Annotated in this window: 22 protein-coding genes; 15 read left to right on the top strand and 7 right to left on the bottom strand. The window is 63.7% G+C overall.

Translation table 11 applies throughout. The features are described 5' to 3' along the window. Nucleotides 1-11 precede the first annotated feature (11 nt). Together J4F42_09225 and argS are read right to left on the bottom strand one after the other, a co-directional pair. On the bottom strand, nt 12-839 hold the full coding sequence (locus J4F42_09225; protein MCE2485679.1) for an alpha/beta fold hydrolase: 828 nt from the start codon (nt 837-839) through the stop codon (nt 12-14). Between the two features lie 7 nt (nt 840-846). Then, complete coding sequence (gene argS / locus J4F42_09230; GenBank protein ID MCE2485680.1) at nt 847-2,580, bottom strand: arginine--tRNA ligase; 1,734 nt, start codon at nt 2,578-2,580, stop codon at nt 847-849. Nucleotides 2,581-2,714: 134 nt separating this feature from the next. Between argS and dprA the strand changes: the two genes are divergently transcribed. The 6 genes from dprA to J4F42_09260 all read left to right on the top strand — a co-directional run bounded on the left by dprA (nt 2,715) and on the right by J4F42_09260 (nt 9,938). Next, nucleotides 2,715-3,872, top strand: coding sequence for a DNA-processing protein DprA (dprA, locus tag J4F42_09235; GenBank protein MCE2485681.1), 1,158 nt, complete (start codon nt 2,715-2,717; stop codon nt 3,870-3,872). Nucleotides 3,873-3,935: 63 nt separating this feature from the next. After that, on the top strand, nt 3,936-6,350 hold the full coding sequence (gene topA, locus J4F42_09240; protein ID MCE2485682.1) for a type I DNA topoisomerase: 2,415 nt from the start codon (nt 3,936-3,938) through the stop codon (nt 6,348-6,350). An 83-nt stretch (nt 6,351-6,433) separates the two neighbouring features. Next, nucleotides 6,434-7,789, top strand: a complete 1,356-nt coding sequence (gene trmFO, locus J4F42_09245) for a methylenetetrahydrofolate--tRNA-(uracil(54)-C(5))-methyltransferase (FADH(2)-oxidizing) TrmFO (GenBank protein ID MCE2485683.1) — start codon at nt 6,434-6,436, stop codon at nt 7,787-7,789. A 7-nt stretch (nt 7,790-7,796) separates the two neighbouring features. Further along, nucleotides 7,797-8,357 carry a hypothetical protein gene (locus J4F42_09250; protein MCE2485684.1) on the top strand — a complete coding sequence of 187 codons (561 nt, stop codon included), beginning with the start codon at nt 7,797-7,799 and terminating at the stop codon, nt 8,355-8,357. A gap of 26 nt (nt 8,358-8,383) precedes the next feature. After that, complete coding sequence (locus J4F42_09255) at nt 8,384-8,881, top strand: hypothetical protein (protein MCE2485685.1); 498 nt, start codon at nt 8,384-8,386, stop codon at nt 8,879-8,881. Further along, the gene (locus J4F42_09260) at nt 8,856-9,938 is read left to right on the top strand and encodes an NYN domain-containing protein (GenBank protein MCE2485686.1); all 1,083 of its coding nucleotides are present in this window, start codon (nt 8,856-8,858) and stop codon (nt 9,936-9,938) included. The genes J4F42_09255 and J4F42_09260 overlap by 26 nt, the downstream gene beginning before the upstream one ends. On the opposite strand, the gene J4F42_09265 is transcribed toward J4F42_09260, so the two are convergent. Then, entirely contained in the window at nt 9,935-10,804 is an 870-nt protein-coding gene (locus J4F42_09265) for a DUF4292 domain-containing protein (GenBank protein MCE2485687.1), read from the bottom strand. The two genes, J4F42_09260 and J4F42_09265, sit on opposite strands and share 4 nt — an antisense overlap. A gap of 16 nt (nt 10,805-10,820) precedes the next feature. Then, entirely contained in the window at nt 10,821-12,419 is a 1,599-nt protein-coding gene (locus J4F42_09270) for a tetratricopeptide repeat protein (protein MCE2485688.1), read from the bottom strand. Between the two features lie 327 nt (nt 12,420-12,746). Here J4F42_09270 and J4F42_09275 point away from each other — a divergent pair, with 327 nt between their 5' ends. The 4 genes from J4F42_09275 (at nt 12,747) to J4F42_09290 (ending at nt 15,946) form a co-directional block, all read left to right on the top strand. Beyond that, nucleotides 12,747-13,766, top strand: coding sequence for a nicotinate-nicotinamide nucleotide adenylyltransferase (locus tag J4F42_09275; GenBank protein ID MCE2485689.1), 1,020 nt, complete (start codon nt 12,747-12,749; stop codon nt 13,764-13,766). A 64-nt stretch (nt 13,767-13,830) separates the two neighbouring features. Then, nucleotides 13,831-14,808 (top strand): deoxyhypusine synthase family protein, encoded by a 978-nt coding sequence (locus J4F42_09280; GenBank protein ID MCE2485690.1) that lies wholly within the window; start codon nt 13,831-13,833, stop codon nt 14,806-14,808. 5 nt (nt 14,809-14,813) lie between these two features. After that, entirely contained in the window at nt 14,814-15,647 is an 834-nt protein-coding gene (locus J4F42_09285) for a 3'(2'),5'-bisphosphate nucleotidase CysQ (protein ID MCE2485691.1), read from the top strand. 80 nt (nt 15,648-15,727) lie between these two features. Continuing rightward, a complete protein-coding gene (locus J4F42_09290) occupies nt 15,728-15,946 on the top strand; it encodes a hypothetical protein (GenBank protein ID MCE2485692.1) in 219 nt (72 codons plus the stop codon). A 125-nt stretch (nt 15,947-16,071) separates the two neighbouring features. On the opposite strand, the gene J4F42_09295 is transcribed toward J4F42_09290, so the two are convergent. From J4F42_09295 to J4F42_09305, 3 genes are all read right to left on the bottom strand, one after another. Further along, nucleotides 16,072-16,764 (bottom strand): sulfurtransferase, encoded by a 693-nt coding sequence (locus J4F42_09295; protein ID MCE2485693.1) that lies wholly within the window; start codon nt 16,762-16,764, stop codon nt 16,072-16,074. 62 nt (nt 16,765-16,826) lie between these two features. Further along, complete coding sequence (locus J4F42_09300; GenBank protein ID MCE2485694.1) at nt 16,827-17,876, bottom strand: LLM class flavin-dependent oxidoreductase; 1,050 nt, start codon at nt 17,874-17,876, stop codon at nt 16,827-16,829. A 19-nt stretch (nt 17,877-17,895) separates the two neighbouring features. After that, the gene (locus J4F42_09305; GenBank protein MCE2485695.1) at nt 17,896-18,858 is read right to left on the bottom strand and encodes an NAD(P)-dependent oxidoreductase; all 963 of its coding nucleotides are present in this window, start codon (nt 18,856-18,858) and stop codon (nt 17,896-17,898) included. A gap of 68 nt (nt 18,859-18,926) precedes the next feature. Between J4F42_09305 and J4F42_09310 the strand changes: the two genes are divergently transcribed. The 5 genes from J4F42_09310 to J4F42_09330 form a co-directional block, all read left to right on the top strand. Then, nucleotides 18,927-19,790 (top strand): glycoside hydrolase family 25 protein, encoded by an 864-nt coding sequence (locus J4F42_09310; GenBank protein MCE2485696.1) that lies wholly within the window; start codon nt 18,927-18,929, stop codon nt 19,788-19,790. Next, on the top strand, nt 19,747-20,619 hold the full coding sequence (locus J4F42_09315) for an LLM class F420-dependent oxidoreductase (GenBank protein MCE2485697.1): 873 nt from the start codon (nt 19,747-19,749) through the stop codon (nt 20,617-20,619). The genes J4F42_09310 and J4F42_09315 overlap by 44 nt, the downstream gene beginning before the upstream one ends. 85 nt (nt 20,620-20,704) lie before the next feature. Then, entirely contained in the window at nt 20,705-21,940 is a 1,236-nt protein-coding gene (locus J4F42_09320) for a 4-hydroxy-3-methylbut-2-enyl diphosphate reductase (GenBank protein ID MCE2485698.1), read from the top strand. Between the two features lie 194 nt (nt 21,941-22,134). Then, nucleotides 22,135-22,554: a hypothetical protein gene (locus J4F42_09325; protein MCE2485699.1), complete on the top strand. Its 420-nt coding sequence runs from the start codon at nt 22,135-22,137 to the stop codon at nt 22,552-22,554. A 390-nt stretch (nt 22,555-22,944) separates the two neighbouring features. Next, nucleotides 22,945-23,322: ATP-binding cassette domain-containing protein (locus J4F42_09330; GenBank protein ID MCE2485700.1), on the top strand; the 378-nt coding region annotated here is incomplete at its 3' end.

A 23,322-nucleotide genomic window follows, 5' to 3' on the forward strand; every position in this document is an offset into this window, starting at 1 on the left:
GCGGCGTCTTCTCAGCCCGCCGACACCACCGACGCCCCTCCGGCCTGCCGGTCGAGAAAGGCGGCCAGGGCGGCGTTAAACGCCTCGGGGCGTTCGAGGTTGGTCAGATGACCGGCGGCGGGAATTTTTACCAGCGAGGCACCGGCAATACTGGTGGCCAGAAATTCCGAGGCCTGGGGTGGGGTGACCTGATCCTCCTCGCCGACAATGACCAGGGTCGGCACGCTGATCCGCGACAGCACAGGTCGAAAATCGGTCGTCACAATGGCGTGCAGGGCCTGCTTGTACGGCTCGACCCGTAAGGCCGACAGCGAGGTCTGGAGTTTTGCCCGCACCGCAGCAGACGCGCCCGCGGCCACCAGCACCTCGACCACACTCGGAGCGATATCCCGCGGGCTGAGGCCCCGCTCCAAAGGATCGAGACGGCGGGCCAGAAAGTCGCGTTTCACCTCCTCGGGCGCTCCGCCAAAACCGGCCGAGGTATCGACCAGGGACAGGCTGGCGACCCGCTCGGCATACCGGTCGTAGAAGTCCTGAAGAATCATCCCGCCCATGGACAAACCGACCAGATGCGCCCGCTCGGCCTTCAGGTGATCCAGCAAGCGCGCCAGATCGTCGGCATAATCGCCGAAGCGCAGGGTCTGGGGCGAATCGTGACTGTCGCCATAGCCGCGGGCATCCCAGGCCACCGCACAGAAGCGGGAGCCGAAAAATTCGAGTTGACCGGTCCAGTTGGTGCGGTTGCCACCGATGCCGTGCAGAAAGACCAGCAGCGGGCCGCTGCCGACAATATCGTAGGCAATTGAGACCGGGTCGGGCGTGTGGCGGGTTATCGGCATGACGGCCTCACATCGCTTCCAGGGTCTGAATCCCCAGCAGCTCCAGGCCCGTCTTCAGATAGCGGGCGGTCAGGTGACACAGCAACAGACGGGTCGGACGTTGGTCGGGGGGCGCTTTCAGCACCGGATGAGCCTGGTAGAAGAGGTTGAACTTGGTGGCCAGGTCGTACAAGAAACCAGCCAGCAGGTTGGGCTTGGAGGCGCGCTCAACTTCGAGCAAGACATCGCCAAAGCGAATCATCTGCTTGACCAGCTCCTGTTCCTGGGACTCCTGAAGCCGGACCTCGATATCCGGGCTGGGCTGCCAGTCGGCCAGGCCGCCGCGCCGAAAAATCGAGCGGATGCGGGCGTACACATATTGGAGATAGGGCGCCGTGTTACCCTCAAAGGCCAGCAGCTTGTCCCAGCTGAACCGATAGTCGGCCGTCCGGTTCTGCATCAGGTCGGCATACTTCACCGCTCCCAGCCCAACCACCCGAGCGACCTCGTGCTGCTCAGCCTCGGACAGGCTGGGGTTTTTGTCGTGGACCACGGCCAAGGCGCGCTGGACGGCTTCGTCGAGCAGGGCTTCGAGCTTGACCGGCTCCCCCTCGCGGGTCTTGATCGGCCTGCCGTCCTCGCCCAGGATGGTGCCAAACCAGACGTGTTCGAGTTGAGGCTGATAGCCCCATTTGCGGGCGGCGGCAAACAGCTGCTTGAAGTGCAGCTGCTGGCGGCCGTCGGTGACGTATACGATGCGGTCGGGTTGAAACGTTTCGACCCGATACCGAATCGTCGCCAGGTCGGTGGTGGCGTACAGAAAAGCCCCGTCCGACTTCTGGATCAGAAACGGACGCTCGGCCAGCTGCGGGTCATCGTCATAAAAGACACACACCGCCCCCTCGCTGGGTCGGGCAATACGTTTGTCCTGCAAGTCCTGCACCACCCCGGCCAGCATCGGATTATAAAAGCTCTCGCCCAGCCAGTGGTCGAAGCGGATGTCGAGCCGGCCGTACAGTCGCTCAAAGGCCTGGCGCGAAATATCCATGAACTCGTGCCACAGGGCCGTATTGTCGGCATCGCCCTGCTGGAGCTTGGCCAGCTCGTGGCGAGCCTGCTCGGCGACCGTCGGATCGGTCTTGGTCTGGGCCTGGACCGTCTTGTAGATGCGCTCCATTTCGCTCAGCGGGTCGCGGCGGTAGGCGTCGGTGTCCAGGACGCTTCGATAGCCGACGATCAGCATGCCAAACTGGGTGCCCCAGTCGCCGACATGATTGTCCGTCACCACGCGATGACCGAGAAAGCGCAGGACGCGGCTCAGCACGTCGCCCAGGATCGTCGAGCGGATGTGACCCACGTGCATGGGCTTGGCAATATTGGGCGCGCTGAAATCAATCACAATCGTTTCCGGTCGCGCCACCGCTTCCACCCCCAGCCGGGCGTCGAGCGCGGTCCTGAGGACGGTCTGACCGAGCCAGTCGGGATCGAGACGGAAATTGATGAAGCCGGGTCCGGCAATCTCCCAGCTGGCCGGAATCTCGTCGGGATTCCGATTCATCTGATTCAGCTTGTCGCTGACCTCTTGGGCGAGCTGGCGGGGATTTTTCTTTTGTGTTTTGGCGACCGCCATGACGCCGTTGGCCTGATAATCGCCAAACTTGGGGTTGGCCGCCGGGTTGACCAGGGCGGGCGCCGACAGGCCGCTGACCGCGGTCAGGGCCGCAGCGGTTTTTTCTTCGAGGAGCTGTTGAATCGTTGACATGGCGGCTGACACAGGGCTGGCGTTGAGCATCGGCACATGTATCAAATGCCGTTCTGGCTCCGCAAGAGTCCCCACCGGCGGCGATTTGCGTCGGTCCCGACTTTGTGTCATTTCTTCTGGCTGGGAATGTGGAATTGGACCAGAACACAGGACACGATGCCGGCCCGAGTCGGGTCAGCGTACAGCCGACGCAGTGGCGCGAATGGCTGGCCCTGCGTTCGGTGCGTGGGGTGGGCAATGTCACCTACCGGATGCTGCTCGAGCGTTTTGCGTCGCCACAGGCCATTTTCGCCGCCTCTGTGGCGGGGCTGACAGAGGCCGGAGTCCAGTCGGCCGTGGCTCGCGCCATTGTCGGTTTTGATGAATGGTCGGCGGTTGACACCGAGTTGGAGCGGATCGCCGAGGCTGGGGTACGTGTGGTGACCCGGGCCGATACGGAATATCCGGTGAATCTCACTCATGTGCATGATCCGCCGCCCTTTGTGTATGTCCGGGGCAGCTTGGCGCCGCAGGACCAGAGCGCCATCGCCATTGTCGGCGCGCGGTCTGCCAGCGCCTACGGGCGAGAGGTGGCCAGACAGTTGGCCCGCGATCTGGCCCACCGACAGGTGACGGTGGTCAGTGGGCTGGCCCGGGGGATTGACGCCGAGGCGCACCGGGCGGCGCTGGAAGCCGGGGGGCGCACAATTGCCGTGCTGGGTTCAGGACTCGACGTGATTTACCCGCCCGAGCATCGACGCTTGGCCCACGACATGGCCCAGCACGGGGCGGTGATGTCGGAATTCGCCCTGGGCAGCCGACCCGAAGCCGGCCATTTTCCCTACCGTAACCGGGTGATCAGCGGCCTGAGCCTGGGAACGGTGGTGGTTGAGGCGACCGAAAAGAGTGGCTCTCTGATAACCGCCCGGTGTGCCCTGGAGCAAAACCGGGAAGTGTTTGCCGTTCCGGGTCAGATCACCGCCAGCCGCAGCCGGGGACCGCACGAGTTGATCAAACAGGGGGCCAAACTGGTGCATAATGTCGAGGATATCCTGAGCGAAATTGCTGCGGCGGTCACGTTTCAAGCCGAACCGCAAGACGGGGCGGAGTCCGGCCTTGAGCCAGCCGGGGGTGGCACCCTTGAGCCGGACGAGGAGCGGCTGGTGAAGCTGTTTGACGGGGAGCCCTTGCATGTTGATGTGTTGATTGCCAGAAGTGGACTTGGGCCGGCCCGCGTACTTGAGGTATTATTGGGGCTGGAACTCAAAGGGATGGTCACCCAACTGCCCGGCACCCATTTTATCCGGGCATGAAGGGTCAGGAGGAGAGTGGCTGTGGCCGTATAGCGGCGCAGGACAGGGAGTGGGGACAACAAAATGGCAAAAAATCTGGTGATTGTGGAATCTCCGGCCAAGGCCAGGACGATCGGGAAATACCTGGGACGTGACTACCAGGTCAAGGCCTCGGTTGGGCATATCATGGACTTGCCCAAGAGCAAGCTGGGGGTGGATGTGGACAACGGCTTTGCCGCCCAATACCAGGTCATTCACGGCAAGGCCAAGGTGGTTGAGGAGCTGCGCAAGGCGGCCAAGGGCAAACAGCGCATCTTCCTCGCTTCTGACCCGGACCGTGAAGGCGAGGCCATCGCCTGGCATATTGCCGAAAAAATAGGCGGCAAAAACGGCCTGAAAGAGACCAAAGTCTACCGCATCCTACTCAACGAAATCACCCAACAGGCGGTCAAAGACGCGCTGAACAATCCCAAGGAACTCAACCGCGAACGCTACAACGCCCAGATCGCGCGCCGGGTTCTGGATCGTCTGGTCGGGTATAAGATCAGCCCGATTCTGTGGCAAAAAGTCCGCCGGGGACTGTCGGCCGGGCGTGTCCAGTCGGTGGCGGTGCGGATCATCAGCGAGCGCGAGCAAGAGATTCGGGCCTTTGAGCCGGTCGAATACTGGTCAATTCGGGCCGGTCTTGAAGGCCAGCTGCCGCCGCAGTTCGAGGCCCGGCTGGCCAAGGTCGGCGATCTGCGGGTGGACACGACTGCCAAACAGACGCTCGATGCCGACGGACTGCCGACCGGGGTTGGCGATCAGGAGGAGAACGCCACCAGTGTCCGGATTGGCAGCCAAGAGGCAGCCCAGGCAGTGCTGAAGCGAATCGACGGGGCCGAGTGGCAGGTCAGCAGTGTGACCAAGCGTGATCGACGCCGCAAGCCAGCCCCGCCGTTCATCACCTCGCGCCTCCAGCAAGAGGCATCCCGCAAGCTGCGTTTTGCTCCCAGTCGGACTATGGGCATCGCCCAGCGCCTGTACATGGGGGTGAAACTTGGTACTGAGGGAGAGGTGGGACTGATTACCTATATGCGGACGGATTCGCCGCGCATCTCGCCCCAGATGACGGCGGCCGCGCGGGAGTATCTGACCGCGAGTTATGGCGCCCGGTATGTCCCCGAACGACCGAACAGCTACCGCTCGGCAAAGAGCGCCCAGGAAGCCCATGAGGCAATTCGTCCGACCTCCTTGGAACACACCCCGGAGTCGGTCGCCCCGTATCTCAAACCAGAAGAACTCAGGCTCTATACCTTGATCTGGAACCGGTTTCTGGCCAGCCAGATGGCTCCGGCCGAGTTTGAGCAGACCAGCGTCGATATTGCGGCCAATGACTGTGTGTTTCGAGCCACCGGCCAAGTCATGCGCTTCGATGGATTTCTGCGTGTCTATGCGGAAGGGACAGACGATAAAACCAAGGCCGATGAGGACGAAGAGAAGCAGCTGCCGCGGCTGACTGAGGGGGAAATCCTGACCCTGCTGAACGTGACGCCTAACCAGCACTTCACCCAGCCACCCCCCCGCTTTACCCAGGCCACGCTGATCAAGGAGCTGGAAGAGGACGGGATTGGTCGTCCGTCAACCTACGCGTCAATCATGAGCACGATTCTCAACAAAGAGTACGTCTCTGAAGACGAGCAACGGCGTTTGCGGCCGACCGACCTCGGCATGCTGGTCACCGAACTCCTGGTCGAGTCCTTCCCGGGTATTCTGAACGCCGAGTTCACCGCCGGGATGGAACAAATCCTCGACAACATCGAAGAGGGGAACGAGCATTGGCAGCAGGCCATTGATCGTTTCTACCAGCCCTTTTCGGCCAGCCTCGAACGGGCCGAAAAAGAGATGCGGGATGTCAAAGGCACGGGCACCCCGACCGACCTCGCCTGCAACGAATGCGCCGACGGCAAGCTGGTCATCAAGTGGGGCCGCAACGGCGAGTTCCTGGCCTGTACCAACTACCCCGACTGCACCGCCACCCAGAATTTCAGCCGCGACGAACAGGGCCGCATCGTGCCCCAAGACACGGCCGAAACCCAGACCGATGAAACCTGCGAGGAGTGTGGCCGGCCCATGCAGGTCCGCTTTGGACGGTATGGCAAGTTTCTGGGCTGTTCAGGCTACCCGGAGTGCAAAACGATCAAAAAGCCGGGCCGGGCCGCAGCCGTCTCCCTGGGCATCGCCTGCCCGGACTGCCACCAGGGCGAGCTGCAACAGAAGCAGTCCCGGCGCGGCAAGACCTTCTACAGCTGCAACCGCTACCCCAAGTGCAAGTTTGCCCTGTGGGACAGACCCGTGTCCACGCCCTGCCCGCAGTGCCAGGCGCCCTTTGTGCTTGAAAAAACAACCAAGCGGGCCGGCACGGTTCGGCGCTGTTTTCGTGATGAGTGCGACTATACCGCACCGCTGGGGCAGGAACTGCCCACAGTCGAGCCGCCGGTCAAGCAGGTGGCCGGCTGAAGAGGGACGATAAATGCAGACCGATGAATGGCGGCGGGGCTCCATTCGTTATGATGAGCCCGTTTTCTGAGCTTTGACCCCGTATGCAAACCATCACAGTCATTGGCGGTGGGCTGGCCGGCAGCGAAGCCGCGTGGCAAATCGCCCAATCCGGCCTGGCCGTGCGTTTGTACGAAATGCGGCCGGTGCGGCCGACCGCCGCCCACCACACGGACGGCTTTGCCGAGCTGGTGTGTTCCAACTCTCTGCGCAGCGCGTCGCTGACAACCGCAGTCGGACTGCTCAAACAGGAAATGCGCCACCTGGGCTCCTTGATTATGCGCGCGGCGGATGCCTCGCGGGTTCCCGCCGGCCAGGCCCTGGCCGTGGATCGGGAGGTGTTTTCGCGCACGGTGGGTCAGACGCTGAGCGGTCATCCGCTGATCGAGATCCGGCGCCAAGAGGTTGACCGCCTGCCGAGCGGCGTCACAGTCGTGGCCACCGGTCCCCTGACTTCGTCCGCCCTGTCGGCCCGCCTGCAGGCCCTGCTTGGTCGGGACTATCTGTATTTTTACGATGCCATCTCTCCCATCATTCAGGCCGACTCCATCAATCGGACGGTTGTGTTTCGGGCGTCTCGCTATGATCGTGGCGGTGACGACTATCTGAACTGCCCGCTCAGCCGGGACGAGTATGAGCGGCTCGTTGACGACATTGTGGCGGCCCGCAAGGTCGAGACCAAAGAGTTTGAGCGGGCGGTGTATTTTGAGGGCTGCCTGCCGATCGAGGAAATGGCCCGACGCGGCAGAGACACCCTGGCCTTTGGACCGCTGAAGCCGGTCGGCCTGAGCGACCCGCGCACGGGCAGTCGCCCCTATGCGGTTGTCCAGCTGCGCCAGGACGATCGAGCCGGCAGCCTGTGGGGTATGGTCGGCTTTCAGACCAAGATGAGCTACCCGGAACAGCGCCGGGTGTTTCGGACCATCCCGGGTCTGGAGGCGGCCGAGTTTGTGCGTCTCGGCAGCCTGCACCGCAACACCTTTATCGACTCCCCCCGACTGCTGAAACCGACCCTGCAGTTTCGGGACCGCGCCGACCTGTTCTTTGCCGGCCAGATGGTCGGGGTAGAGGGCTATCTGGAGTCGGCCGCAGCCGGGCTGCTGGCGGGTCTGAACGCCGCCCGCTACGCCCGACAGGCACCGCTCCTGGTCGCCCCGGCGGCGACCGCCCTGGGCTCCCTGTTCACCTATGTCACCAGCAGCGAACGCCGCGAGTTTCAGCCCATGAACACCAACTACGGCCTGTTTCCCCCCCTCTCGCGGCGCTTGCGGGGACGCGAAAAAAAGGCCGCCCTGGCCCAGCGGGCGCTGCACGACCTGGCCGCCTGGCAGACCGCCCATCACCTACCCGACGCGGCACCGGAGTCGGTCCCTCGCACCTCCCCTGTCGGAACCGCCTGAGCCGCCGATGACCTTTTTCCGGCACACCGCGTCGGACAGACCGGCGGTCTGTGGCCGGCCGGTTTCCCCGGGCCGGTTGTGCGCCGGGCTGGGTCTGGCAGGCGTCCTGCTCGTCTCGTGCGCCACCGCCCCACAGCCCAGTTTTCGTCCGCCGCCGCCCTCCCAGGCCCAGACCCAGACCTGCGGCGACTTACAGGTCCGTTTCACCCTGAGCTACGGACAGGGCGACACGCCCACCTATACCGCAGCTATCCAGAATAGCGCCGGCCAGCCGCCGACCACGATCAACCGGGTGGTGTTGGCCTTCACCCCGCTGCTGGAGTTGGGGACCCTGGGCAGCACGACCACGACGCTCGTTGCCGCGCCAATAGGCGAGGGGCGCTATCGGTCGAGCGGCGGCCTGCGGTTGTATACCGACAGCTGGCAGGTCGAGGTCATCGTGCGGCAGACCGATGCCGCGGAGGTCGTGTGTCCCTTCTCGGTCCAGCTCTCGCCTGTCGCTGCTGGTGTGGCGCAGCGGCGCTTGCACCGTCCGGTCAGGCGGTTTATGGTGGGGGCACTTGGCTGACTCCGGCCCACAAAGGAAGGCGAGCCATGCACCTCATCTGCTGCTGTTTGCTGGTCGTGTCGGGATGTCTGTTGGCGGCGTGTTCGCCCAAGGGCAAACCGGTCGCCTGGGTGCAGAGAACTGCGCCGATCTACCCCAGCCCCCGCCCCCACGACTGTCAGATGGCGATCCTCCATGCCCCGCCCGACAAAGCCCACGAAACCATCGCCCAAATCTGGTCCTACGGCAGCGAACAGGACGAACTGCCCCGGATGCAACACCTGATCCGTTTTGAGGCCTGCCAGATCGGTGCCCACGCCGTCATTTTACTGCCGGTCCAAGATGTCGAGCACGTGAATACTTTTAACGCCTATCCGGACTGGGCGACCGGACTGTCCGGTTTTGGCCAGGGAGCGGCGTCGGTCCGGGTTCGGACGAATAAAACCTTTAGCCTCTCCCAGGTGGGCTTTGCCCTCGTCTATCTTCAAGACGGGGACACCAGTCGGAAGAAGACACACGATGCTCAAAATAATGCTGTTCATTGATGGGACGTGGCTGTACTCGAACACGCCCCGTCTGGCCGATTCGTATGGCAAGGGCGACTTTCAACTCGACTTTGGCCGCCTGCCCCAGGTTTTGGCCGAGGAGCTCCGGAGTCAGCTGAACGAGCTCGACGTCCATGTTGTCCGCACCTACCTGTTCGGCAGCTATGCCGCCAACTATGACCCGCAGGACCACGAGGTCGTCCAGCGACGGCTCGATTTCTTCTTTCGGCTCAAAGAAGAGTACCACTATGAGCTGGAGACCTTTCCGATCAACTTTCGCGGCCGGCGCCTGCGCCGGGTTGATCGCGACCCCAGCGACCCGTTCGAACCCAAAGAAAAATGTGTGGATATTTCCCTGGCCACCGCCATCCTGTACTACGCCGCGATGCCCAACGCCTACGATATTGCCGTGGCCGTGGTTGGCGATCAGGATTTCAAACCGGTCTTGCAGCACGTCCGACGGCTGGGCAAACAGGTAGCGCTGGTCAGTATCCAGGGCAGCTGCGCGCCGGAGTTTGCCGACCCTCGGGACGAGGCTGGGGTCAAGGATTTTGATATCATCTGGCTGGACGACCTCCTCCACCGTCTGGAACTCAAATACGAACGCCACCAGCTCGACTGCCAGTCGCCCGGCCATGTCGGCGACCGCCGGGTGTGGACGACCTTCCATCCGCGTAAAGGCCAGAAATTCTTCTGCGATGCGTGTCGGGAAGTGTTTGCCCAGCAACGGCAGGAACTCCAACACGAGTATCTGAGCGGCAACGACGCAGCGGGCGGGGCCGGTGCTCAGGTCGAGCTCGGAGCCGCGCTCAGAGGTCTGGTCAAGAAAAAGGTCGCCGAGCGCGGTTTCGGCTTTATCCAGGGCGCCGACGGACAGGACTACTTCTTTCACTGTACCGATATCGAGCCGGGGTTCGCCTTTGAAACCCTCGACGAGGGCAGAGCGGTCGACTTTGTGGTCAAGAAGGTGCCCGAGTTCGAGCGGGCCGGAGCAGCCCAAAACGTGCTGCCCGTGACCGAGGCGGGCGCGGCCGGCGTGTCGGACACGGAATCCTAGCGCCCGTCGATCCGGCCTTGGCGCGGCTCCACATTGCCCGGATCGATCCACACCTCCTGGACTCCGGGAATCGGACCCAGGGAGAACAGCTCGTCGGACAGGGCCGGGTCGAGTTCGACCTGTTCATACACAACTGTCACCTGCTGCCGTCCGGACACATCGGACAGGCTGATCTCGAACGGAAACGCCTGGCGCTGAACCGTCTGATAGCGACCGAAGTCAACCCGGCTGACGAGTTGGCCCTGCGGCGTGAGTCTTTCCCAGCGCCGCAGGACGGACGTGCTGGGCTCAAACCACACCCGGTGGGCCTCGACCTCGGCCACGCTCAGCTCCAGGCGATGCCAGCCGGACTGCCGGTCGAAAGACTCCGCCCAGGCGGCCTCGGGCGGGGGCAGGGCGGGGACACCGCGCAACAGATTGACCACCTCGCGGGCCGACAGCAAGACCTGGGTAAAACGGGCAATCGTGAGCGGGTCTGCCTGCCCCCGGTAGACCACCTTGTCGTGCGGGAAATAGGCGGCCAGACGCTGACCGTTACAGCTGGTGAGGGCGGCCAGGCCGAGCGCGGAGAAAAGCTCGAACCGGAACCGGTCCGGCACGGCAATCGCAATCGCCTGCCTGGCCGTGCCTTTTCCGTGCGGGCCGGTATAGCTGACCCGGGCCAAGCCGCGGACGCGCACGAGCGCCTGGCGCCGGTCGTGCAGCTGGCCGAGTAGGACCTGAACCCTGGAAACGGAGGGGGGAGAGGATGGCGGCGGCGGAGACAGCGACGGCGGCGGGCGGACACCACCGCAGGCGCCCAGCACACACGCCAGTAACACACAGACCGGCCGGATCGATCCGAAAGACCGGGCTGACTCGGCCATGCACTCAGCCCCTCCGCTATTCGAGCCCGGAGGAGCGCGTCTCCCGACCGGGCCGGGCCAAGCTGTCAATTTTATCCCGCAGGCGCCGGTGCTGATCGCTCTCGGTCGCCTGGTCCAGGGCTGCCCGATACGTGCGAGACGCGTCGCTGATCCGACCGACCTTCTCGTAGGCATCGCCCAGGTGCTCGGTGATCGTCGGATCATCGTTGACCAGCTCGACGGCCCGCTCCAAATACTCGACGGCCTCAGGATACTCCCCGCGCTGGTAATACACCCAGCCCAGGCTGTCGATATAAAACCCGTCGTCGGGCTCGACCTGCAACGCCCGACGAATGAGATCCTCGGCCTCATCAAGGCGAATACCCTGCTCGGCCCAGGTATAGCCCAGGTAATTCAACGCTGCGGAGTTCTCCGGGTTGAGGTCAATCGCTTTCTGCATATGGGCGACACAGCGGACTTTGTCTTTGTGCTCGTCGTAGATGGCTCCCAGCGTAAAATGATACACGTCGTTGGTGGGAGCCAGGCTAATCATTCTTTCGAGGATTTGGATCGCTCGGGGGCGATTGCCGTTCTCTCGCTCCAGGCCGGCCAGATATTCCAGCACCTCGAGGTTATCCTGCTTCACCCCCAGGACGTGGGTGGCCTCAACAATGGCCTGGGCCAGCTTCTTCTGGCGCCGGTAGATATGGCTCAGATACAGACGCGCATCGGCGTAGTAGTCGGTATCGGTCGGGATCTTGAGCAACTCGTCGATGGCTTTGTCGTCTTCCTCGGCCTCGGTAAAGATGACGCCCAGGAAGTAGCGCGCCCGGGCGTTGTCGGGCTGGGCGGTCAGGACCAGATTCAGCTCGGTGACCGCCCGGTCGTACTCGCCCTTCTCGCTGTAGATCAGGCTGATGCGCAGCCGGGTCTCCTGGGGGTCGGCCTGAATCCGCTCCTGGATCTTTTCCAACTCACGAAACTGCTCCAGGGCGCCGTCGAGATCTTTTTCCTCAAGAAATAAGCGTCCCAGGCGTTTGCGCGCCTGCTCGCTGTCAGGGTTGAAGTCGAGCGCCTGCTGATACATGTCGCGGGCGTGACCAAGCCGCTCCTGCATCTCGTACACCAGGGCCAGGTCGAGCATCACCATTTCCGAGCCCTGGTTCAGTGTCAGGGCCTTTTTGTAGTAGGTTTCGGCCGTGTCGAGCTGGCCGGCCGCAGCCGAAATCTGTCCCAGGTAGTAATAGCCCAGCAGCGAGCGCGGGTAGCGCTCAACCAGTGCCAGCAGCACCGCCAAGGCTTTTTCAAAGCGCTGTTGCTTGGCGTACAGGGTGCCCAGATACAGATAGGGCTCTTGGTTGTCAGGTTGCCGCTCGAGGACGGCCTCGTAGACTGCTGCGGCCTCGTCTTCCTGGCGCGTCGAAGACAGCAGACCGGCCAAAAACATCTGCGCCTCAAGATTCTCGGGCTCCCGTTCGACCACGACCCGGCAGTGTTGCAGGGCCTGTTCGGTCTTTCCCATCCGCACGTACAGCTTGGCCAGGCGAAAGCGGAGCAGGGCCGTATCGGGATCGAGTTCGACCGCGCGGGCCAGGCGGCTCAGCGCCGTATCATAATCGCCCCGCGTCTGGGCCACGCGGCTTGTGAGAAAGTGGGCCAGGGCGCGCTCCTTGGCGCTCAGGACGACCGGATCACCAGGGATGGTGTGTGCCGTCGGAGCGAGGACGGGAGCAGCGGGCGGACGGGGTGGCGGCGGAGCGGGTCCGCGGGCTGTACAGGCCGACAGCATGCCGAAAAGAAGAATGGAAAGCCGGGAGAGCCCTCCCGGCCGGAGCCGCACGGACATGCCCGGAGCGTATCACGGACGGAAAGAGGCGGTCAATCAGTACGGGGCGGCGACCAGCCGCGCAGCTTGCCCTGTCAGCCGGGGGATTATAAGCTGCCGCCACGGAGAGCCGTGAGCGTGAGCCAGCCATCCTCCAGCGCGTCCCAGGTCAGCCGAGCGGTGTATGACCTGGACCGTCTGTTTTCCCTGCGCGAGGCCGTCACCAGCCTGGATCCTGGCGCACCGCCCCAGGTGCGGGTGCTTGCGTCCGGGCCGATCCGCGCCTACCGCCGCATCGGTATTCTGTGCGGCTCGTTCAATCCCCTGACTCTGGCCCACAGCCAGCTGGCCGAACAGGTCTGTCACACCTGGCAACTCGACCAGGTGTTTCTGAGCCTGGCCACCCGCACCGTCGATAAAGAACAGGTGACCGGCCTGGGTCTTGAGGACCGCCTGGCCCTGCTGTCACTCTACGCCGCAGGCCGACCGTCGATGGGTGTGGCGCTGGTCAACCGCGGCTTATACGTCGAACAGGCCCGCGCCTTCCGCCGCCTGTTGGGACCGGACACCGAGCTGTGTTTCCTGACCGGCATGGACAAGCTGGTTCAGATCCTCGACCCCCGCTACTACCAGGACAGGGATGCGTCCCTGCGCGAACTGTTCGACTTAGCCGGTCTGATCGTTGCCAACCGGGGAGAGCTGGACCAGGCCGCGTTCCGCCGGCTGCTGGCCCAGCCGGACAATCGGGCCTTTCGTCCGGCCATCCGTTTCTTTGGGCTGTCCGCAGCGGCAAGCGCGCTCAACGACCTGTCGGCCACCGCCATTCGACACGCGCTGGCCAGCGGGCGCTCAATCGACGCCCACGTTCCTGCCGAAACGGCCGCCTACCTGCACGAAACGCGTGCCTACCAGCCCCCCCAGTTGCGGGCCGGAGAAGTCATAGACGCCTATGCCATTCGGCTGGCGCTGCTCCGGCTGCTGTACAGCGCCCAGCTCCGGGTCGATTTGCGGCGGCTGGTGCAGACGGCCCTGGCGGCAAGTCCACACGGACGGCGCTTCCGCCAGGCGTGTGCCGAACCGTCAACCGAGGTCGCCGTGGAGCTACTGCGCACGTGCCTTGAGCGGCCAGACCTCGGCGCCGGAGGTGGTTCGGGCTAGCCGGTGCGGGAGCGGAATGCTAGCCTGCGGGTGGCCCGCCCGTGTCTGGAGCAGCGAGGAGCGTATGAGCAGTCAGCCGGTGACCGACTTTCTCAAACACCACTTCCGTCATTTTAATGCGGCCAGCCTGATCGAGGCCGCAGACGCCTATAAGCGCCACCTCGACCGGGGCGGCAAGATGCTGGTGGCCATGGCCGGCGCCATGAGTACGGCGGAAATCGGTCTGTCGCTGGCCGAGATGATCCGCCAGGACTGCGTCCACGCCATATCCTGCACCGGGGCCAACCTCGAAGAAGATGTGTTTAACCTGGTCGCCCACAATGACTATGAACGCGTGCCCCACTACCGCGACCTCACTCCGGCTCAGGAAGCCGACCTCATCGAGCGGCATATGAATCGGGTCACCGACACCTGCATCCCTGAGGATGAGGCCATGCGGCGGGTAGAGGTGGCCATCCTTGAAGTGTGGCTGGAGGCCGAACGGCGGGGCGAGCGTTACTTTCCGCACGAATATTTTTATCAGATTCTCCGCTCCGGCGCGCTGCAAGCCTCCTACCAGATCGACCCCAAGGACTCGTGGCTGCTGGCCGCCATGGAGAAAAATCTGCCCATCGTCGTGCCGGGCTGGGAAGACTCGACGACCGGCAACGTATTCGCCAGCCACTGTATGACGGGCAAGCTCGCCAGCACCCAGACGGTCCGCAACGGCACCGAGTACATGCGCTTTCTGGCCGAGTGGTATGAGGAGGTGAGCCAAACCAGCCCGATTGGCTTCTATCAGATCGGCGGGGGCATTGCGGGCGACTTTCCGATCTGTGTCGTGCCGCTGCTCATCCAGGATCTGCGCCGCACCCAGACCCCGCTGTGGAGCTACTTCTGCCAGGTCAGCGATTCCACGACCAGCTATGGCTCGTACTCGGGGGCGGTGCCGAATGAAAAAATCACCTGGGGCAAACTCGGGGTGGAAACTCCGCGTTATATCATCGAGTCCGACGCGTCGATCGTGGCTCCGCTCATGTTTGCCTATGTGCTGGGAATGTAGGGCGTATGACACATCAGCTGGAGCGTGAAAAAACCACCGCCGTGGCCGCCGCCCAGGCGGCCGGGACGGTCATTCGGGCGGTGTATGAAACGAAATACCGCGTGGACTACAAACGTAACGACAGCCCGGTCACGGTTGCCGACCGTCAGGCCAACCACCGCATCCACCAGATCATCCAGCACGCCTTTCCGCACGACGGCTGGCTGTCGGAAGAAACCATCGACTCCCCGGACCGGCTGTCGAAACGCCGCGTGTGGGTTGTTGATCCGCTCGACGGGACCAAGGAGTTTATTGACAAAGTCCCCGAGTTTGCCGTCTCGATCGGCCTGATCGAGGACGGCCAGCCGCTGCTGGGCGTCATCTACTACCCGGCCCTGGACGAGTTGGTGTGGGCCGCGCGCGACCAGGGCGCCTGGCGCCGAACGGGTGACACGAGCGACACGCGGCTGCGCGTCAGCCCCACCGAGCGCCTGGCCGAGGCCACGGTGCTGTCCAGCCGCTCGGAGACAAAACGGGGTGAATGGCGGCCGTTTCAATCTCTTTTCCGCGCCCGGCCCGCAGGCGGGATGGCGCACAAGCTGGCCACCGTGGCCAAGGGCGAGGCCGATGCGACCTTTACCCTGGTGCCCAAGAACGAGTGGGACCTGTGTGCGGGTGCCGTGCTGATCGAAGAGGCCGGCGGTCTGCTCACCACGCTGGGCGACAAGCCGGTGGTGTTCAACCAGGCCACCACCCTGCTGCAAGGGCTGGTGGCCAGCAACCGGCTCCTCCACCCCCAGCTCATGGCCGTGGTGACGCCCCGTCTGGGTCAGCGCCACCGGGCGGAAACGCGGCGCTGAGGGGGCGGCAGCGACGGCCCGATCTCGACGCCACGACCGGCCTATGCTAGACTGGGCCGGCGTCTGGTGAGGATAGTATCGTGGCTCAACTCGCTGCCCTTTTTCAAAGCCGTCCCAAACCCCGCTGTCCGGCGTGCCACAAGTGGAACCGGGTGTATGTGACCGGCGGTTCGTTTCTGTCCGCGTGCGTCTACTGTGGCGCGGCGCTCGACCGACACCGGGCGCCAGCCTGGGGGATCGGGGTCATTCTGGTCGCCGGCGCGCTGGCCCTGGCGGCCATTCCCCTCCTCGCCCGTTAGTCCTTTTCGAGCGGCAAATCTTCCCGGTTGCCCCACTCGGCCCACGAGGCGTCATAGTTGCGGACCGCGTCAAAACCGATTAACCGCAGGGTGAAGAGTCCGTGCGCCGCACGGATACCCCCCTGTCAATAGGTGACGACTTGTGACTCGGGCGTGATGCCAGCCTCGGCAAACATGGCCCGTAGCTCGGCCGCAGGTTTGAACTTCTTGGTCTGGTCGTCAACATAGTTGAGCCACTCCAGGTGTACGGCACCGGGGATACGTCCCCCCCGCTTTGTGCCCCGTGCGTTCTGCCCGCTCCACTCGCCGTCAGAGCGCACGTCGAGCAGCACCCGGTCGGTCTGACCGATTGAGTCCCGGATATACTCCCAGCGAGCGATCAGCTCCTCATTCACCTGGGGGCTGAAGCGGGCCGCAGCCCGTCTGGCCGGCGCGTTGGTCAGCGGCCGTTCCTCGGCCAGCCAGGCGTCCCAACCGCCGTTCAGCACCGCAGCTCGGGTGTGACCATAATAGTTGAGCGCCCACCACAGACGGGTAGCGTACAGCCCGCTGAACCCGTCATAGGCGATGACCAGGGTGTCGTCCCCGATCCCCAGCCCGCCCATGGTCTCGGCAAACTGTTCGGGTCCCATGATATGCGGCGCGCCCTCTTTTTCCTTGAGATAGTGGTGCCCACGAAACGTCACCGCCCCGGGAATATGTGCCCGGCGGTAGGCCTCACGGTTATCGCAGTCGACGATGCATACGTCTTGGAGATGCTCGGCCAGCCAGTCGGTCTCGACCAGCATCTCCGGTCGGCTATAGTTGTGGTCTGCCATACTCCGCTCTCCTTCGTGTTTTCTCAGACAGGGCCGCCCTGAACTGACGCCTCGCGGCGCGCCTAATAATGGGCGATAATCTCCTGGGCAAACTCAACAATACTCTCCTCGACATAGCCCCAGGGGGGCGAGATGACCATCTGGCTCAGCCCGGCCGCCTCAAGCTGCCTGATACGGGCAATGATCTCCTCCCGCGTTCCGGTCAGGCTCATCGTACTGACCACCTCGGGGGTAATGAACTGCTCTTCGCCGGGATGCAGGAAGCGCGAGTGGGTAGCGTGAATCTCCTGCCAGCGCTCGTCCAGATAGTCCCGGTAGGCCGGGGTCAGAAAAGCCTGCATAGAGGCCGGGGCGGACTTACCGTGTTTGACCGCCTCGTAACCGAAGTGCAGACCGACCGCGATGCGCGGCCCGACCCGAGCGATGACCCGCGGGCTGTCCAGAGCCTCGCCGGGTCGCACGACGCACGACACGCCGACGGTAACGACCGGCCAGGCCGCGCCGGCGGCGACTGCTCGCTGCCCCTGAGCCGCGCCGGCCAGGGTGGCGCGCAGCGTGTCCGCAGACAAGACACTGATGGTGATGATACCATCGCCCAGCTCGCCGGCCACGGCCAGCGCCTGGGGCGCGGCGGCGGCCACATAGATGGGGATTGGATCGCGGACGTTGACATAGCCGTGCTCCAGGTCAAAAAAGCGCACCGTGCGGGTCCGGCTGCGCTCGTGATAGTCAACGCTGCGACCGGCCAGCAGGCTCCGACATACCTCGATCGTGTGGCGGAAGTCGTCGAGTCGGGCCGGCGGCATGCCCATCGCCCGCCAGGCGGTGTGACCGGTGCCCAGCCCCAGGATGAGGCGGCCGGGCGCCAGCTGGTTGATGCTGGCGATCGAGTGGGCGATGACCGGCGCAATCCGCGTCCCGGCAATGGCCACCGCCGTGCCCAGGCGGATCGTCGTGGTATGCTCGGCCGCCAGGGCCAGGCAGGCGTACACGTCGGACGCCAGCATCTGGCTGTCGATAAACCAGGCGTGCGAGAAGCCCATCTGCTCGGCCAGCATCGCGTGCTTCCAGCTGCGCTGAATATGGGTTTGAAAACTGACCCCAAAGTCCATGCCGTTCCCCTCGCGCGGCCTAGCGCGGCTCCAGGGGCAGACCCTCGCGCCGGCGGACATCGTTCAGATAGGCGACAATCCCCTCCTCGACCGTATAGCGGGGCGTAAAGCCCAACTCGTCGCGCAGCCGGTTGGTGTTGAACAGCGAAGTCATCACAAACGGTTTGTCGCTGACCGAGATAGCGGCGCCGGGCAGGATCTGGCGCAGATAGGCGGTGATCTCGCCCGTTTTGCGGCTCGGCCCGCTCATATTGAAGACACGGTGAGGAGGGTTCTGAACCTGGTAGGCCAGCCGGAAGACCTCAGCGGCGTCCGCCACATACAGCCAGTCCGCAATCTGTTCGTCGGGCGGCATGACGACCGGCTGGCCGAGCAGGGCCAGCTCGGGCAGGACCATGAAGTGATCCCCGGCCGCGCCACGGCGCTGGCCGCGCCCCTCACCAAACACCGAGGTTGGCCGAATCCCGACCGGCTCCAGGCCGTAGGCGCTGGCGTAATACTCGGCCGTGTGCTCATTGAACAGCTTGCACGCGCCGTACAGGCCACCCGGATTATCGGCGTCGGGATTGGGTGGGGCGTCTTCGTCGAGGGCCGGGCCGCTCAGCGTCGTGCGCATCGGATACACGGCCACCGAACTCATGTACACCACCCGCTTGAGACCGCTCAGGCGGGCCGCCTCAAAGACGTTGGTCGTGCCGATGCAGTTGACGTTGATCGACGGCAGCGGGTTGCGCATTCCTCCGGTTCCCAGATAATAGGCCAGATGGACAATGCCCTCGACATCGTTGGATCGGATGGCATCCATGAGCGCCGTCGGTTCCATCACGTCGCCCTGGATGATCTTGATCTGATCGGCCACATCGGCCACCGCCCGCCGGTTGGGCACCGCGTCGAAAATCACCACTCGCTCGCCGTGCTGCAGCAAGTGGCGGGTTAGATGGCGGCCCAGAAATCCGGTTCCGCCCGTAATCAGAATCGCCATGGTTTTCTCCTCCTTTGCATTGCTGCTCTTTACCACAGCCGGTCCCCGGTCGGCCAGCGTCAGGTGTCATGGGCAAGTGGCGTCGCGTAGGGGCTGAGCGCAACAGCCCGACCGGATCGGGCCTGGCCCGGCCTGCGCTGCGCGTGCTGTTGATAGGGGTCGGCGGCTTGGCCTTGGTCGGCACGCTGCTGAGCGGCGGCGCGTGGCTCTATCTGACCGGGGTGTGGATCCCGAATACGCCGAGCCGGGCCGCCTATCCCATCCGCGGGCTCGATGTCTCCCATCACCAGGGCCGCATCGACTGGCCGACGGTCGTCGCAACCGGGGTGGACTTCGTGTACATGAAAGCCACCGAGGGGGGCGACTGGATCGACCGCCAGTTTGTCCGCAACTGGACCGAAACGGGCCGGCTGGGTCTCAGACGCGGCGCCTACCATTTCTTCACCCTGCGCACGCCCGGCGCAAAACAGGCCGCCCACTTTGTGGCCACCGTTCCTCACGAGGCCGCAGCCCTGCCCCCGGCGGTCGATCTCGAGTTCAGCGGCAACTCAAAGGCACGCCCCACGCCGGACCAGTTCCGACGCGAACTGGAGGCGTTTCTGGACCGTCTCGAACAGGCGTATCAGACCCGACCCGTAATCTACACCACGTACGATTTTCACGACGCCTATCTCCAGGGGCTGCCGCTCGAGCGGATATGGGTCAGAGAGGTGCTGATGGCACCGCGCGGCGTCTTCCACAACCGCTGGACCTTTTGGCAGTACAGTGCTAGGGGCAGGGTGGCCGGTATCAGCGGCCGGGTTGACCTGAACGTCTTTGCCGGTAATCGACACGCCTTTGACGCCCTCATACACCAGCCATACGCACCCGGGGAGAAAGGAAGCGGCTATGAAATTCGGTATCGTTCCCATCAACCTGGGGGAGTTCATTGACCCGCTGGTTGTGATTCCATTTGTCCAAAAGGCCGAGCGGCTCGGCTATGAGTCGGTCTGGACGGCCGAGCACGTCATCATCCCCAAACGCTACGACTCGGTGTATCCCTACAACCCCAGCGGCAAAGTTCCGTTTCAGCCCGATGCCGCAATCATCGACCCGCTGGTCGCCCTGACCTTTATCGCCGCAGCCACTACCCGCCTGCGGCTCGGCACCGGGGTCAATATCCTGCCCCAGACCAATCCCCTGTACCTGGCCAAGTGGGCCTCGTCGATCGATCACCTGTCCCAGGGCCGCCTGATGCTCGGCCTGGGCATCGGCTGGCTGCAAGAAGAGTTTACCGCCATTGGCGTCCCGTTTGCGCGGCGCGGCAAACGCTCGGACGAGTACCTGGCCGCCCTCAAGGCCGTCTGGAGCGGTCAAGAGGTCGATTTTCAGGGCGAATTCGTTCGCTGGCAGGGCTTTCAGATGCGACCCGCTCCAGCCCAGGCCGGCGGCGTGCCGCTGGTCATCGGCGGGGTGAGCGCGCCCGCCATCCGACGCACCGTGCGGTACGGCAACGGCTGGTATGTGATCGGCAAGGATCTGGACGAGTACCGGACGCATATGCGGGCGCTGGACGACGAGTGTCGCCGTCAGGGTCGCAATCGGGCCGAACTCGAAATCACCGCCTACTGGGACTACTACCGCCAGGGCGCCGACAGCCTGTCGGCCTACCAGGAGCTGGGGGTCGACCGTCTGTTGATCAACGTCCGGGCCCTGCGCCACGACAGCGCCGACGCGGCCCTGGAGCGGTTTGCCGATGAGGTGATCGCCAGACACGGCTAGCTCCCGCCGCCCGGCCCGTTGCGGGCCGGACCCGGATCTGCTAGCACCGTGCGGTCGCAAACCGACACGACGAGCGTTCAGCGCCATGGCCCGCCAGTTTGACATCCCGGATTTTTATACCAGCCCGATCATCTCGCGGGTCAAACAGGCGCGCCAGCAACAGGACCCGCGCAAACAAGACCTGAGCCCCAGCCTGCTCGACTTCGGTCCGGTGCGTTTTATTCTGGCCCGTCACTTCGGGTTCTGCTTCGGCGTTGAGAACGCGGTGGAAATCGCCTACCAGACGCTGGCCGCCCACCCCGGGCGGCGCATCTTTTTTCTGAGCGAAATGATCCACAACCCGGATGTGAACCAGGACTTGCAGGACCGCGGGGTGCGCTTCCTGTTCTCCTCTTCCGGCCGTCAGCTGATTGACTGGGACGAGCTGACCCCGGACGATATCGTGGTCGTTCCGGCTTTTGGCACCACGCTCGAAATCCAGGCCAACCTGGCCGCCCGGGGGCTCGACCCCTACACTTACAACACCACCTGTCCGTTCGTCGAACGGGTGTGGAAACGCAGCGCCCAGCTCGGTACCAAACACTACACGGTGGTCGTGCACGGCAAAGCCAGCCACGAGGAGACCCGGGCGACCTTCTCCCACAGCGTACAGAATGCGCCGACCGTGGTTGTTCTCAACCTGACCGAAGCCCGTTTGTTGGGAGATATCATCCGGGGCAAATTCGGACCGGCGACCCGGACCGTCTTTTTCGATCACTTCGGGCATAAATGCTCCCCGGGCTTCAACCCGGACCGCCATCTCAGCCGGATCGGGGTGGTGAACCAGACCACCATGCTGGCCTCGGAAACCCGGCAGATTGCCCGGGTCTTGAGCCAGGCCCTGGCCGACCGCTACGGCCAGGATCGCCTGGCCGAGACCTTTGCCGACACCTCGGACACCCTGTGTTATGCGACCAACGAGAACCAGAACGCGACCTATGCGCTGATTGAGCGCGGCGCCGACCTCGGCCTGGTCGTCGGCGGCTACAACTCCTCCAACACCTCCCATATCGTCGAGCTGTGCCAGGCTGCCATGCCGACCTATTTCATCCAGAACGCCGACGATATCGTGTCCGCAGACACAACCCGGCACTTTCTTCTGGACACCCACCGGATCACCCATACGACCGGCTGGCTCCCGACCAAACGTCCGCTCGATATCGCCCTGACCTGCGGCGCCTCGTGTCCCGACGCGGTTGTTGATCGGGTCTTGCTGCGCACCCTGTCCTTCTTTGACCACACCTCTCCGCTCGAACAGGTGTTGCGGCCCTACCCGGCCTAGCCGCGGCTTGCCCGGCGCTACCGAATGGCGCAGAATCGGGTCATCATGCGGACACCCTTCGTTCTGTGTATCAATCCCTGGATCTACGATTTCACGGCCTACGACCTGTGGACCAAGCCCCTGGGCCTGCTGTATATCGCGGCCTTTCTGCGCCAGCGCGGCGTGCGGATCGAGGTCATCGACTGCCTGGACAAGTGGCAGCCCGAGCTGCTGCGCCGTCAGCAACGCTCCAGCTCGAGACCTACGTCATCATGGGCCTGCCCGGACAGCCCCTGGACGAGGTCATTGAGACGATTCTGTACGCCAACAGCCTGGGCGTCCAAACCCGGCTGGCGTCTTTCTCGCCCATTCCGGGCACCACGGACTATGAGCGGGCGGTGCAAAACGGCGGGTTTCCGCCCGACGCCGACCCTCTGCTGACCAATAAAACTATCGTACCCCTGTTCCGTACGGCTGAGGCCTATCAGCGTTTTCATACCATTGGGCAGTTTGCCAATCTGCTGAACCAGGGCGTGAGTCGTGGGCTGAGTTTCTTCAAACCCAGAGAATTCCGACAGGCGCTGTTTGCCGCCCTGGACCGCTTCCGGGACGATCAGAGTCCCATGACCTCCTAGCCTTTTCATGGCGCGGACTTGACATCTCTCGACGTATCTCTAGTCTGGGACGGTCTTCACACCACCCCCCAGAGGACAACGGAATGCACCGAATCATAGCTATCTAGTCCTGGTACGCGGAACAGTCTGCTGAGAGACGCTCTTTCTCATCGGGACGCGCCGAGCAATGGCGCGCGTCCCAGCCTCTGTCAGTACAACTCCTCCCAGCCTCCGCCCGTTCCCCATCCCCAGGACACCTGCACGCCAGCCTTCCCAGGGGTGGTCTTTCCTTGAGCCTGTTCATAGCGAAAGCCCTCCAGACGGCTTTTTTCCCGACCTGCGAACACGGCCGCAATCCCAAAAGGGTGCTGGCTTCATTCTTCTTGCAGACAGGCGTAGAGAGGCGAGGCTATGAGTCAAGCAGCAGTTCTTTTTCAAAAAGTGTCTTTCATGTACGACACGGCGAGCGTCCCCTTATTCGTCAATCTTCAGCTCCATTTTCCACCGGGCTGGAGCGGCATTATTGGTGCAAACGGGTGCGGCAAAACAACGCTGCTGCAGCTGGCGGTCGGTAAGCTGGAGCCGCAACAGGGGCAGGTTCAATCTCTCGCCGAGGCTGTCTACTGTCCCCAACGAACGGACGAACCACCGACTTTTTTTGACGCCCTGCTCGACACCACGGACGGCGACGCCCAGCGGCTCAAGGGACAACTAGAGCGGTTCACCATTATCTGTAGCCACAATGCTGGAAGTAATGATGGCATTCGCGGGGAGAGAAGCCCGTCAAGG

Source organism: Desulfurellaceae bacterium (assembly GCA_021296095.1).
Lineage (GTDB): Bacteria > Desulfobacterota > Binatia > Bin18 > Bin18 > JAAXHF01.

Coding starts and splice junctions, on each gene's coding strand:
- J4F42_09315 (MCE2485697.1), top strand. CDS start 19,747: ATGAAATTCGGTATCGTTCCCATCAACCTGGGGGAGTTCATTGACCCG.
- J4F42_09310 (MCE2485696.1), top strand. CDS start 18,927: ATGGGCAAGTGGCGTCGCGTAGGGGCTGAGCGCAACAGCCCGACCGGA.
- J4F42_09305 (MCE2485695.1), bottom strand. CDS start 18,858: ATGGCGATTCTGATTACGGGCGGAACCGGATTTCTGGGCCGCCATCTA.
- argS (MCE2485680.1), bottom strand. CDS start 2,580: ATGTCAACGATTCAACAGCTCCTCGAAGAAAAAACCGCTGCGGCCCTG.
- J4F42_09295 (MCE2485693.1), bottom strand. CDS start 16,764: ATGGCAGACCACAACTATAGCCGACCGGAGATGCTGGTCGAGACCGAC.
- J4F42_09250 (MCE2485684.1), top strand. CDS start 7,797: ATGACCTTTTTCCGGCACACCGCGTCGGACAGACCGGCGGTCTGTGGC.
- J4F42_09285 (MCE2485691.1), top strand. CDS start 14,814: ATGACACATCAGCTGGAGCGTGAAAAAACCACCGCCGTGGCCGCCGCC.
- J4F42_09260 (MCE2485686.1), top strand. CDS start 8,856: ATGCTCAAAATAATGCTGTTCATTGATGGGACGTGGCTGTACTCGAAC.
- J4F42_09300 (MCE2485694.1), bottom strand. CDS start 17,876: ATGGACTTTGGGGTCAGTTTTCAAACCCATATTCAGCGCAGCTGGAAG.
- J4F42_09265 (MCE2485687.1), bottom strand. CDS start 10,804: ATGGCCGAGTCAGCCCGGTCTTTCGGATCGATCCGGCCGGTCTGTGTG.
- topA (MCE2485682.1), top strand. CDS start 3,936: ATGGCAAAAAATCTGGTGATTGTGGAATCTCCGGCCAAGGCCAGGACG.
- J4F42_09255 (MCE2485685.1), top strand. CDS start 8,384: ATGCACCTCATCTGCTGCTGTTTGCTGGTCGTGTCGGGATGTCTGTTG.
- J4F42_09280 (MCE2485690.1), top strand. CDS start 13,831: ATGAGCAGTCAGCCGGTGACCGACTTTCTCAAACACCACTTCCGTCAT.
- J4F42_09320 (MCE2485698.1), top strand. CDS start 20,705: ATGGCCCGCCAGTTTGACATCCCGGATTTTTATACCAGCCCGATCATC.
- trmFO (MCE2485683.1), top strand. CDS start 6,434: ATGCAAACCATCACAGTCATTGGCGGTGGGCTGGCCGGCAGCGAAGCC.
- J4F42_09225 (MCE2485679.1), bottom strand. CDS start 839: ATGCCGATAACCCGCCACACGCCCGACCCGGTCTCAATTGCCTACGAT.